This is a genomic window from Advenella mimigardefordensis DPN7, assembly GCF_000521505.1.
Classification (GTDB): Bacteria; Pseudomonadota; Gammaproteobacteria; order Burkholderiales; family Burkholderiaceae_B; genus Advenella; species Advenella mimigardefordensis.
Genome location: NZ_CP003915.1, coordinates 3,168,102 through 3,181,735 on the forward strand (window position 1 = coordinate 3,168,102; position 13,634 = coordinate 3,181,735).

A 13,634-nucleotide genomic window follows, 5' to 3' on the forward strand; every position below is an offset into this window, starting at 1 on the left:
AACCGTCCCGAAAGACGGTGCAGTTGTCTTACTTAACTTGCTGAGCCAGTTTGCCGGCTGCGTAGGCAGCTGCGATTTCGTCCAGTGGGATCGGCTTGATTTTGCTGGCGTTGCCGGCAGTGCCGAATTCCTGGTAGCGTGCCACGCAAATTTTCTTGGCGGCTTCACGAGCTGGCTTGTTGTATTCACGTGGGTCGAATTTGCCTGGATTTTCGGCCAGGAAACGACGAATAGCGCCTGTCATGGCCAGACGGATATCGGTATCGATATTGACTTTGCGCACGCCAAATTTGATGGCTTCCTGAATTTCTTCAACAGGTACGCCATAGGTTTCTTTCATGTCGCCACCGAATTCACGGATTTCTGCCAGCAGTTCCTGAGGCACGCTGGAGCTGCCGTGCATCACCAGGTGTGTGTTAGGCAGGCGGGCGTGGATTTCCTTGATGCGATTGATAGACAGAATATCGCCTGTAGGCTTGCGCGTGAATTTGTATGCGCCGTGGCTGGTACCGATAGCGATGGCCAGTGCATCCAGCTGGGTACGACGAACAAAGTCTGCAGCCTGTTCAGGATCGGTCAGCAGTTGTTCCATGGTCATGGTGCCTTCTGCGCCGTGGCCGTCTTCCTTGTCGCCTTTCATGGTTTCAAGAGAACCCAGGCAGCCCAGTTCGCCTTCGACAGTAACGCCGACTTTGTGCGCCAGATCAACCACTTTCTTGGTTACGTCTACGTTGTATTCGTATTCGGCGATGGTTTTGCCATCGGCCATGAGAGAACCGTCCATCATGACACTTGAAAAACCAAGATTGATGGCGCCCTGACAGATTTCAGGCGACTGACCGTGATCCTGGTGCATCACTACCGGAATTTCCGGATAGCTTTCCACGGCTGCCTGAATCAGGTATTTTAGAAAACCTTCTCCTGCGTATTTACGCGCACCGGCAGATGCCTGCATGATGACCGGACTATTGGTTTCCTTGGCCGCTTCCATGATGGCCTGCACCTGCTCCAGATTGTTCACGTTGAAAGCGGGAATACCATAGCCGTTTTCTGCGGCATGATCCAGTAATTGGCGCATAGAAACGAGTGCCATGTAACGATCTCCTGAAATTGAAAAGTATCTGAATAGGCTCTATTTTAAGTGGGAAACCGCATATAAGGCGCAGGAACCTGGCTTTTTACCAAATTTACCAATTGTGACATCACAATTGTCACCAAATGCGCGAGAAGCCCCCCGGTTTAGCCCGAAGAGGATGTCAAAATTTGGGTTCGCGCCGTGCCGATTTGGGTCTGAAAGCGGCGACAACCTCGGTCCGGGTCTCTATATAGGGACCGCCGATCAGGTCGATGCAGTACGGTACGGCAGCAAAAATGCCGGCGACTTTGACATTACCCTGTTCATCGCGCAAGCCTTCCAGCGTTTCCTGGATGGCTTTAGGCTGCCCCGGCAGATTGATAATCAGCGCCGCATGATGCTCTGTTTCGCGAATCACGGCCACCTGCCGCGACAAAATAGCAGTCGGCACAAAAGCCAGACTGATCTGGCGCATCTGTTCGCCGAAACCGGGCATCTGTTTGGTCGCGACCGCCAGCGTTGCCTCTGGCGTAACGTCGCGCCGTGCAGGCCCGGTCCCCCCGGTGGTGAGCACCAGATCACAACCCTGCTGGTCCACCAGTTCAATCAATGTATCGGCAATGGTTTGCTGATCGTCCGCAATCAGCCTGTCGCAGGTGCGAAACGGCGATTGCAGGGTACGCTCCAGCCAGGCATGGAGCGAAGGAATTCCTTTGTCCTCATAGACGCCGGATGTCGCCCTGTCGGAGACAGAGACCAGCCCAACAATGAGTTCGTCCGGATGAGATCTTTCTATTACAGTTGTGTTCATTTCAATCCTGATACCTGATAGCGACGATTCTGCAGACATGGCAGCAACTCGCGCACTTGCGTAATACGTTGTGATGACAGGGTGTGCACCACTAGTCCCGGGTCGTTGGTCGCCGTTCCCAGCACCATACCCAGCGGGTCTACAATCATGCTCAGACCGCAATTGCGCGGTGCGGTCTGCCCCGAGGCCAGTACATAGCTGGTATTTTCAATGGCGCGAGCACGCAATAAAATTTCCCAGTGATTTTCCTTTAACGGCCCGGCCAGCCAGGCCGCACTCACCGACAGCACATCGGCCCCCTGGTCTATCAGCGCCCGAGCCAGCTCCGGAAAACGCAGATCATAGCAATTGATCAGGCCAACGCGAAACCCCTGGATATCGAACAGCCCCAGCTCAGCGTTTTCTTCGGTAAAACTGCCAGGCCGCACTTTGTCCGATTCTTTGAAATTAAAAGCGTCATAAACATGCATTTTGGTATAACGCAGCACCACATTACCGGTGTTACCAAGGACCAACAGTTGATTGGTTACTCTCTCATCGCCAGGCTGATCGGCCAGACTTAGCACGCCAACAACAATATGCATATTGTGGTCGCGCGCCAGATTCTGCATGTACTGAATAAAGGCCGGTGAGTTATTACCGGCAGTCTCGCGCAATTGCGGCAACGGCGAGCCGAAAGAACACATGGACGCCTCGGGCAGCACCAGCAGTTGCACACCCTGCTCTGCCGCCTGAGTAACCAGGGTATGGATATGTTTTTTATTGGGTTCGATCTCGTTGACGGCGGCGAACTGACCGACGCCTACTTTCAGTTGTGAATGGCTTGTATTGGTTTGCATGAAGCACCACTAGATTGGATGGTTTTCTCAATTATGCTACAGATCGCAAGACCTGTGTCCGCCAGACATCGTGTAGACTGATTACGGCTGTTGCCCCAGATGCTGTCGCAACTGCGCACCGCGTATATTGACGCGCACGCGGTCCTGCGTCTGGCCTTTGCCGTCACGCGCTTCAATCAGGTGATTGCCCGGTATGGGATACCAGTCAACGGGATTGGCGTCACTCAGAAACCGTCCGTCGATATACCAGCGCACAGTGGCATGTGCGCCACCCGCCGGTGTCGTGCTCAATAACTGCAGCCGCTGGTTGTCCGCCGGGATATCAGGATCAAGCGCAATAATGGTGCCGTCGGTTGGCGTGCGAATCACCATACGCCCGGAAGCCGGCGCAGGGGCCGATGCAGCCAGCGCGATACGCGCCATTTCGGTGCCCGGCAGAAAATATTCCTTGCGGGCCGCTTCCAGATTATTTTCAAATGTAATAGCGCGCTCGCTCAACCCGGCTGGCCGGGCTGGCTGACGACTGTTGTCATCCCGATGCAAATACCGCATGATGTCATGCCATACGGGCCCGGCTCCGGTCACACCGCTCACCTGCCGCATGCTGGCACCGGTACTGTTGCCCACCCAGACGCCCACGGTGTATTTGTCAGACCAGCCCACCGTCCAGTTATCGCGCATATCCTTGCTGGTACCGGTTTTTACGGCCGTCCAGAAAGGCGTAGATAAGGCACTGTCCAGGCCAAAGGTGCGGGCCCGGGCCTGACGATCCGACAGAATATCACCAATCAGCCAGGCGCTCTCCTCACTCATGATCCGGCGAGCAGGTGGCGCTGCGCCCACATCCCAATTAACGTCGCTGTACATCCCCTGATTGGCCAGCGCCCGATACGCATTGGTCAAAGACAGCAACGTCACATCGGCGCTGCCCAGGGCAAGACTGTAGCCGTAGTAGTCACCCGATTGCGTCAGGGGTAAACCCAGTTCACGTAAGCGCTGATGAAACACATCAGGCGTCACCATCACCAACAGGCGCACTGCCGGTATATTCAGCGATGAAGCAAGCGCCGTACGGGCGCTGACCCAGCCGCCAAACTGCTTGTCATAGTTTTGCGGCACATACAGGCCATTGCCGGTAGACAGATTCACTGCACTGTCATCGAGCAGAGAGGCGGCCGTGATGCGTCGCTGCTCCAGTGCCTGGGCATACAGGAACGGCTTAAGCGTGGAACCGGCCTGGCGCAAGGCAACTGCGTTATCCACGTAACGGGCGGTTGCCAGATCGCCGGATGAGCCCACGTAAGCCAAAATACGACCGCTACGATTGTCCAGCACGACGGCGGCTGCGTCGTTGGCATGACTGCGGCGAATCTCATATACCACCCGATTGACAATCGCTTGCGCCGTACGCTGTAGCGTGCCATCAATGGTCGTGGTCAGATTCGCCTGCTGCGGCATGCCCAATGCCAGCCGGCGTCTTGCAAAATGGGACGCGGTAAAAGGATCGTCCTGCAGCGCACTGCCCGTATTGCTCAATTGATATTCAGTGATACTTTCCAGATGTTCACAATATTGCGCTTGTGATTGCGCCTTCAAAATCCCGCAAGCCCGGCGTGCAATCACCTCTGGTGTAGCATTTGGAGCACGCAGCATGGCCGCAAGGATCGCCGCTTCACGACTATCCAGGCCGACGGGATACTTACCGAAAAGACTGCGGGCCGCCGCACTTACCCCTGACAATTCGCCGCGCCAGGGCACTAGATTGAGATAGGCTTCAAGGATTTGCGGTTTGCTCCAATGCAACTCCATGGCCAGTGCCTGCATCATCTGCCTGGCTTTTTGCGTCATCGTACGCCGGCCATTACGCCCATCGTCAGCGTCCAGCATACCCGCCAGCTGCATGGTGATGGTTGAACTGCCACGCATACTGTTGCGGGTAAGCCGATCGCGCACTGCCCCGCCCAGGGCAAGTATATCCACGCCGCCATGGCTGTAAAAGCGCCGGTCTTCAGACTGCAGCACTGCGTTCACCAGCGCAATCGAGATCTCGCTCAGCGGGGTCCAGTTGTCGCGCCGCTCATGATAGTCATTACGGACCCGTTCCAGCACCCCCCCATCACGATCAAGCAGGGTGAGATACGACGAGCGGTACTCACTACGCACTTGCTCGTACGCAGGCACCGGCAGGCGGGCGATCGAAACCGCCAGCCCGGCAACGACCACCACCGACAGCGCGGTCAGACCCAGGCCCACCCTTTTGATGCAGCGGCGCCGACGTTCGGCCGCCTCTGCAGCTGGCTCTACGGCCGGCTTCGCAATCATGGCGCTGCTATGCCCGCATTACCGCTCCCCTGTGCGGCCGCGGCCTGCTGGGCTGATTCGACTGGTGCTTCGCCAGCGGACTCAACTATCGTAAACCCTTCCGTATTAGGCAATTCACCGTAGACCTGCGGCGCATACATGGCCTCTACCCGGGTTGCGGGCAAGCTATAGCTGCCGGGTGTGTTGAGCCGCACGGTGTATTCCAGCGAGGTCTTGCCTGCCGGCAACCACGCGTAGTAAGCACGGTACAGTTCGCTTTTGCGTTCAGCAAAGCTTGGCGGCCACCCCTTCTGGTCCGTTTTTTCTCCCTCGGTCGCCACGGCCGAATCCCGACCCAGGCCACCGCCCAGAATCGTCGCGCCCGTGGGTATCGGGTCACTGAGCACCACCCAGGTCATCGTAGCTTTGGCAGAGATGTCCAGATGCACGCGATAGATGTCGCCTACAGACCATTGGCCGCTAACCGCCTGTGATACCGGTATGATGCTGCGGCTGATGGTATAGCCTGCGTAGACTGGCTTGGTAACGGGCACGGCCGCCTGAGCCGCCACAGAGGCCCAGACCCGCCCGGTGCCCTGCAGCGACAGCGACAACTGCTGAGGCTCACTGTTTTTCCACGGTGCCAGGATTTTTTGTGTAGGTTGCAGCCCTTCCCATTGCTGGTCTGCGGAAGCTGCCGCGGCACCGGCAGATTGCAGCGACATGGACAGCGTGCCCTTGACCGGCGTTTTTTCAAAGCTTGCGCTGAATGCGCGCACGGCCAGGGTGCCCCACACATTAGCCGTCGTCGTGCCCCAGGTGCCGCGCTGTTGCTGACTCAGCAGACCCGTCAGCAAGACCGGGATATCTTTCTGCCAGGCCTTGTTGTTCATGACCGTAACAAGTAGTTTGGCCGTTACGGTAGAACGACTGCTCATCATCCACCACGGATAGGCGTTAGTATCGTCTGCAAACACCAGGCTGGTGCCTTGACGACTCATGCGTGCCAGCAGGCCCGAGCGCAGCGACGCCAGGGTTTCGGCCTGATCCGGCAGGTTTTTAACGCGAGATACAATGCTGAGCCAGTCTACCAGCGCAGCCGTACTCATCCGTTCCCGATCAAACTCAATGGTGGACAGCAGACTCGGCGTAACCATACCAACCCGGGACAACGCTTCGAGCACCATCAGCCGGCGCTCGCTATTATCCTTTTTGGGCTGCCAGCCCGTTGCGCTGATTTTGCCGGTCACGTAGGCCATCAGGCCCTCCAGCATCCGTTCGCGATACGCTTTGGGAATCGTATAAGGCTGGCCGCCGCGGCTGGCCTCATGGGAAACGGCAAGCAAATGCGCGGTCAGCACCTCATCGCCTTTCAGTCCCGGGAAATACGCCACCAGCCCGTTACCGTCCATGTAGACCGGCAAGCGGTTCATCAGCGCCGACCAGCGCTGCGGATTGTCAATGCCGATAGCAATGGAAGACAGTTGCTCCAGGCAGGTGTACTGGTATTCGGTAAACCAGCGCCGCACCGGCTCCAGCCCTTTTGCCAAAGAGGTGGACAATTGCACCTGTACGCCACCCAGCGGCCGACCATCGGCTCCGCTCACCGAACCTGCCGGTGGCTGTATCGGCAACCCTTGTATGGGTTCTTTTGCCTGAACCGACTGCAGTGTTGCCTGGCGCACTGTGACAGGCACGGTCGGGATCAACAGTTGTGAGACTTCAACGCTATCCATGGCAGCCACTTGCGTCGGCGAGCTACCAGTATTGGCATCCTGCTCTCTGGCATCAAAACGCCATTTGAGGGTCTGCGAAGACGTCGCCGGCGGCAGGCTGCGCATGTCCATATCCCAGGTGACGCGCTGTGATGATTGTGCGGGAATGGAAACGGTGTGCGCCTTCAGTGTCAGCGGCGCCAGCGCCGGACCACTCAGGCGCGCGCTCACCTGTACCGTCATTGCTCTATCGGTCGCATTGCGCAGCGTGGCCGCCGCAGTGTAATGGTCATCACTGCGGGCAACCAGCGGCAAGCCGGAAATCACCTGCAGATCCTGCGTGGTGACAATATGGGCACTGCCCTGGCCAAACCGGTCTGCACCCAGTTCGGCAACGGCCGCCAGCCGGAAACCGGAAATGGCATCATTCAGGCCCAGCGGAATCGTGGCCTGACCACTTGCGTCCAGCACGATATCGGGTTTCCAGAACACCAGGCTATCAAGCAGCTCGCGCGTGGGCGCGCCGCCGTTGCCACCACCACCGCCGGGCGGCAGGGCCTTGCGGCCATAGTGACGTCGCCCCACCACTTCCATCTGGGCAGTGGAAGTTTCCACACCATAGGAGCGCTCGCCCATCATGGCTTTAACAATATCCCAACTGTCATTAGGCGCCAGCTCCAGCAAGGCTTCATCCACCACCGCCAATGCGACACTGGCATTGGCTGCGGGACTGCCATCGGGCAGCGTACCACGGATCGTAGCCGTAGCCTGATCGCGGATCTGGTAACGCGGCTTGTCTGTCGCAATGCTGATCTTCAGCGCATTGTTATCGCTGCGCACACGAATGGCCGCCAGCCCAAAGCGATAGGCCGGTTTGGCCAGATCGATCAAGGCAGTGGGCAACGCAGCACCTGCTTCACCCCACGTGAGATCCGGATTTTGTGCCGAATCGCGGACCCGGCCACGCAAGGCCAGGACGGAAACGTACACGTTCGGACCCCATTGCGGTTTGATCTGAATGCTGAACGAAGGATTAGTGCCCGACAGCGCTACCTGGCGGGTTTCCAGCACCCCTTCGCGCTCGATGGCAACCAGTGCGTTGGCCTGACGAAACGGCATACGGACCTGAAATTGCGCCGTCTCGCCGGGCTGATATTCTTTTTTGTCGGAAATAATATCGATGCGGTCATTGTTTTCGCCGGAGAACCACATCTCACCTGCGCCCACCACATAGACACTGGATTCGGCCTGGGCACGCCGACCGGCACTATCGGTTACCTCGGCAATCAGGCTGATCCGCCCCTGATCTTTCAGGCTGATATCGCAGGCAAATTTGCCGTCGGCCCCACTGGTACCGGTGCATATCGTACCCAGATCCTTGGCGACGCGATGCGAGTCATAGCTGTAAAAGCCACCCACCAGGCGCTTGCGGACGGTCTGATAGGTATAGCTGACGGCACGTACGCTGACCGGCACCGACGCCGCCGGCTTGCCCTGCGTATCCACCGCAACCACCGATATCGCCGCCGCTTTTTCCTGCTCCACCATATAACCCGTTCGAATGCCGGCCAGATACGCGGCGGGCCACACGGCCACGGTACGACTCAGGGTCTGCACCTGGCCGTTAGGGTCCATGAAGCTGCCTTCGAACGTAATATTACGTGCGCTATCAGACGCGGGCAGTGCGTCTACCGCCAGGGTGCCGTGACCCTGCGCATCAAGCGTCATTTTCTGCTTGTTAACAATAATGCGGCTGGTCTCGCTGTCGTCTGCGACTTCGTCATCCTCAGCAGCAGTGTCGGTCGAGAGCGCTTGCGGTGGGTTAAACGAATAATCGTCGTAGTCGCGAAAGGCTACGGAGCGCTCGCGTGACAGGGCAGAAATGTCCACCGGCAGGCGCCCGGCGCCACCGCCGGACAAATAGTGCATTTGCATGTCCAGACGCACTGCCTGGGGCGCAATCAGCGGTCCCTTATCGCCTGCCGGATCGGTGACCGATATCTGCCCTGCCAGCAAAGGCAGCTTGAAGTCTTCGACACGAAACTCACCGGTTTCGTAGGACTGTTCATCAGGACCCAGCACGATGCGGTATTGGCCGCGCTTGATATCTTCCGGAATTTTCCATTCGGATGTGCTGAACAAGCCACCGCCTGCCGTTTTTTGCCATTTCAGGGGGAATTTATATTGATCCTCCCCGCCGACCAGCTCAATACTCACTTCGGTTGGCAGCGAAGTGGCGTCCGGCTGCGCAAAACCATCACGGGTCAGTGTGCGCAACAGATGCTTCATAGACGCCGTTTCACCCGCTCGGAACAAACTGCGGTCCATGATGGTGTGAGCGCGAACCGTTGGCTGAGGTGAACTGTCGGTGGGCACATTGAAGCGCCAGGACTCAATGCCATTGTCCCAGGATGTAAAGGCAAACGAATAATCGCCCAGGCCTGCGCCCTGAGGGTGATCAGCCCCGATACGCGCCGATACGAAAAGGCCGGACAACTGGGTCGCATTACAATAATCTTCGCCCTTGACCGCTTTGCGATAATGCCAGATGCCATCATTACCGGTCTGACCGGAAACCAGGGTTTTACCGCTGCAATCCAGAACATTCACCTGTGCATTGGCCACCGGTTTGGCGTCATCCAGCGTGGTTACCCACACCAGAAGGTCATCCCGGCCCTTTTTAACATGTACGGCCATATTGGTAACCAGTACCGAGCTGCGCACATACATCGGATTTTTGTTGGCCAGCAGGGCCTGTCCCAGGCTGGCGGACCTGGCTTCCAGCACATGAAAGCCCGGCTCCTGCAATGGTACGCCCAGCACTTCAAAATCGCGATGTCTGGCCGCTGTTTTTACACCCGGCAGCGTAATGGTAGTCGCATTCGGGTTTTCGGCCAGCATGGAAACTGATCGCGTGTCTATATAGACCGGATTGTTTTCCGTATAGCTGGCAGGCTGATCGTTCATCACGGCGCGAATATTCCTTGCCGTCATCGAGGTTTCATCCAGGCGTCGTACACGTGCAAAGGCCTTAAGCACATCGGCATCTTCCTGGGGAACGTAATCGCTGATGGTGCCCGGTGACAGGCTCTGATCCCTGATCGCCAGCTGGTTCTCTATATAGCGAACGGTCAGCGGCACATGCCATGGCGCCTTGCCGTCAACGGCATCTGCCTTGCGCTCAATAATACCGAAAGTGGACGAAGCGAATTTGAGCATGGGAGAATAGGACGCCATGCGTACCTTCATGGGGAACTGGCCTGCGTTGCTCAGCGCACGTCCCGAGTCATCTTTCAGGCCGGCAGGCACCGTAAGCGTCAGCGTCTCCTTCTCGGCGAACGGGCCGGGGAACTTCACGCTGCCTAGTGTGGTGTCGTTCTCGTCGATTTCTGCCGGATACGGTTTACCCGTGGCGCCGACCAGCGTAATGCCCTGCATGTCCTCCCGGTTAATAGACTCGCTGAGGGTCAGATAGACGGGCCTGGCGGGCGAGCAATCGGCATTCTGATTTTCGCGCGAGCATGAAAAGCCGGCAGAAAAATCCCTGCGCACCTCAAATTCCGACTCATACGGTTTACGCATGGTCACGCCACCCAGACTGCTCACCTCCTGGCCGATCACCAGCCGGCCCTGTGCTTCCGCTGGCAGTCGCCGCGCGCACTGAACAAAGGCAATCTTATCTGCGTCGTCTTCCAGATAAGGCCGGGCCTCGCTGATAATCGTCTTCTTCTCCTGCTCGGACAGGACCTTGACCGGAATCTGTTCACCCAATCCCTGCACCACGCAGCTGGCGTTTGCCTGCAGGCTGTCTGGCTGCACAGGTAAATTAAACCGGACCGTAAAAGCCTGGTCTTCACTGATTAAACTTGACGGACCGACAGATTCGACGGCCAGCCGGCCGGTGTCAAATTGATATTGTTTCTTGCCCTTCACCGCCTGCCCGGCGGTATCGCGGAAGGTCGTATCCGGGGTGATCGTGCACTGCACACCTGCCGGCAGTACTTCTTCAAACTCATAGGACCAATGTGCGCCATCGGACCATTTGCCATGCCCCTTTATCTGGCTCCCCTTGCAACTGACCGAGGCCGGCGGCGGCAAATCATTGCGCCCCAGCGGAATGACGTTGGTGCTGAACACAATATCGACGGCCGAAACCTTGCTTTGCGTGCCCGTAGGCGAGACTGAAGCGATATCAGCCGCATTTGCTGAGCCAAAGACGCCGGCCAGAACCAGTCCGGCTCCGGCAAGAAGTGTGCATTTCATAGGTACCGCCTTCCCATAAATAATCTGAGCCACACGCCGAGCCGGTGGCTGCCGGAATCATAACAGAACTCTGTCCTGCATCGCATTTGCCTGAAATCGTTTTTGTGGTGGCGCAACAGACGCAGAATAACACCAGATCGGACATCATGCATGCGGGCAAACCCGTCGCCCCGCAGTCATGGCGTCAATCTGGTTAATAACCATTGTGATTGTGCGCGCCGCAAAAGACGGGCTGATGCAGCGCGCACAAAAAAAGCGACCGGAAGGAACGGTCACTTTTTATCACATTGGCATGCGGCATCTGCAACGGGCAGATGCCGCCACCGGCTTATGCCTTATTGCGTTGCTCGAGTATCTCGACTGCGGGCAATACTTTACCTTCAAGAAACTCCAGGAAAGCGCCACCACCGGTAGAGATATAGCCTACCTGATCGGTAATGCCAAACTTGGAAATAGCAGCCAGGGTATCGCCGCCGCCGGCAATGGAAAAGCCGTCAGAAGCGGCAATGGCTTCGGCAACCTTTTGGGTGCCGTTGGCAAAGGCGTCAAATTCGAACACGCCTACCGGACCATTCCATACGATCGTACCGGCATTTTTCAGAATATCTGCCAGCTCACCGGCGCTGTCCGGTCCGATGTCAAAAATCATATCGTCATCGGCAACAGCGTCAGCTGATTTGGTCTCGCCTTTAGCTTGTGCAGAAAATTCCTTGCCGCAAACCACGTCAGTCGGAATGGGTACGCTGGCGCCGCGTTTGGCCATTTTGTCAATGACCACTTTAGCCTGATCGACCTGATCGGGCTCAGCCAGTGATTTGCCGATTGTCTTGCCGCTGGCCAGCATAAAGGTGTTGGCAATACCACCACCCACAACCAGTTGGTCAACCTTATCAGCCAGCGACTGCAAAATGGACAGCTTGGTGGACACTTTGGAGCCACCCACAATGGCCACCAGCGGACGCTTCGGGCTCTCCAGTGCCTTGCCCAGCGCTTCGAGCTCGGCTTCCAGCAAGGGGCCGGCGCAGGCAATGGGGGCAAATTTGGCAATACCATGCGTGGTGGCCTCGGCGCGGTGAGCCGTGCCAAATGCATCGTTGGCGTACACATCGCAAAGCGCAGCCAGTTTACGAGCCAGCGCTTCGTCGTTTTTCTTCTCGCCTTTATTCACGCGGCAATTTTCCAGAAGGACGACCTGACCAGGTTCTACGACCACCCCTTCGACCCAGTCCTGCAGCAATTGCACAGGTTTGCCCAGTAATTCGCTCAAACGCCGGGCCACCGGTGCAAGCGAATCCTGAGGGGTCAATGTGCCTTCTGTCGGGCGACCCAGATGGGATGTCACCATGACGGCGGCGCCTGCGTCCAGCGCCATCTGGATAGCCGGCACGGATGCACGGATACGGGTGTCTTCAGTAATGCTGCCGTCTTCGGCCAGCGGCACGTTCAGATCGGATCGGATGAAAACACGTTTGTCTTTGAGCTGGCCGTTCTTTGCCAGGGCGGAAAGCGTTTGTACATTCGCCATTATTGTCACTCCTCGGTGTTATTGTGAAAAACGGCACTGCCCGCCGCAGCGAGCAATGCCGTTTGTAATGTCCTTAACAGACACCCACTTGATTACTTGGCAGACATCAGGGCTACCGTGGTATCGAGCATGCGATTGGAGAAACCCCATTCGTTGTCATACCAGGAAGACACTTTGACCAGTTTGCCGGACACTTTGGTCAGCGTCGCATCAAAGCTGCTGGAGGCAGGATTGTGATTGAAGTCTACAGAGACCAGAGGCGCTTCGTTGTAATCCAGAATTCCTTTCAATGCGCCTTCAGAGGCTTTTTTCAGGATGCTGTTGACTTCTTCCACAGTCGTTTCACGTTTGGCGATGAACGACAGGTCAACCATGGAAACATTAATTGTTGGCACACGAATGGCGTAGCCGTCCAGCTTACCGTTCAGTTCAGGCAATACCAGACCTACCGCTGCAGCAGCGCCGGTTTTGGTAGGAATCATGCTCATGGTGGCAGAACGGGCACGACGCAGGTCTTCGTGATAAACGTCAGTCAATACCTGGTCATTGGTATAGGCATGCACGGTTGTCATCAGGCCGGTTTCCACGCCCAGCGCTTCGTGCAGCGGCTGCACCAGCGGAGCCAGGCAGTTGGTGGTGCATGAAGCATTGGAGATGACTGTGTCAGAGGCTTTCAGTGACAGATGGTTTACGCCATAAACAACGGTCGCGTCCACATCTTTGCCACCAGGAGCAGAAATGATGACTTTCTTGGCGCCGCCCTTCAGGTGTGCGCTGGCTTTTTCTTTGCTGGTGAAAAAGCCTGTGCATTCCATAACAACATCAACGTTCAGTTCGCCCCATGGCAGTTCTGCCGGATTGCGATTAGCAAGAACGCGGATTTTGTCGCCATTGACAACCATGTATTCGCCGTCGACAGTGACAGTCCCGGGGAAGCGGCCATGTGCCGTGTCATATTGGGTCAGGTGAGCATTAGTCTTGGGATCGCCGAGATCATTGATTGCGACGATTTCAATATCATGCTTTTTGCCACCTTCATAGTGAGCACGCAGTACATTACGACCGATGCGGCCGTAGCCGTTAATTGCAACACGAATGGTCATTA

General features: G+C 56.9%; 7 protein-coding genes. All 7 read right to left on the reverse strand.

The window, feature by feature from the left end; translation table 11 throughout:
• Positions 1-28: 28 nt before the first annotated feature.
• On the reverse strand, positions 29-1,093 hold the full coding sequence (fba, locus tag MIM_RS14550; RefSeq protein WP_025373491.1) for a class II fructose-bisphosphate aldolase: 1,065 nt from the start codon (positions 1,091-1,093) through the stop codon (positions 29-31).
• Positions 1,094-1,256: 163 nt separating this feature from the next.
• The gene (mog, locus tag MIM_RS14555) at positions 1,257-1,886 is read right to left on the reverse strand and encodes a molybdopterin adenylyltransferase (RefSeq protein WP_042070372.1); all 630 of its coding nucleotides are present in this window, start codon (positions 1,884-1,886) and stop codon (positions 1,257-1,259) included.
• Positions 1,883-2,725 (reverse strand): carbon-nitrogen hydrolase family protein, encoded by an 843-nt coding sequence (locus MIM_RS14560; RefSeq protein WP_042070374.1) that lies wholly within the window; start codon positions 2,723-2,725, stop codon positions 1,883-1,885. Before MIM_RS14560 ends, mog begins: the two co-directional genes overlap by 4 nt.
• Before the next feature lie 81 nt (positions 2,726-2,806).
• Positions 2,807-5,047, reverse strand: coding sequence for a penicillin-binding protein 1C (gene pbpC, locus MIM_RS14565; RefSeq protein WP_084458999.1), 2,241 nt, complete (start codon positions 5,045-5,047; stop codon positions 2,807-2,809).
• The gene (locus MIM_RS14570; RefSeq protein WP_025373495.1) at positions 5,044-11,004 is read right to left on the reverse strand and encodes an alpha-2-macroglobulin family protein; all 5,961 of its coding nucleotides are present in this window, start codon (positions 11,002-11,004) and stop codon (positions 5,044-5,046) included. The genes pbpC and MIM_RS14570 overlap by 4 nt, the downstream gene beginning before the upstream one ends.
• Before the next feature lie 328 nt (positions 11,005-11,332).
• Positions 11,333-12,529, reverse strand: a complete 1,197-nt coding sequence (locus tag MIM_RS14575) for a phosphoglycerate kinase (protein WP_025373496.1) — start codon at positions 12,527-12,529, stop codon at positions 11,333-11,335.
• A 92-nt stretch (positions 12,530-12,621) separates the two neighbouring features.
• Complete coding sequence (gene gap / locus MIM_RS14580; RefSeq protein ID WP_025373497.1) at positions 12,622-13,632, reverse strand: type I glyceraldehyde-3-phosphate dehydrogenase; 1,011 nt, start codon at positions 13,630-13,632, stop codon at positions 12,622-12,624.
• Positions 13,633-13,634: the final 2 nt, after the last annotated feature.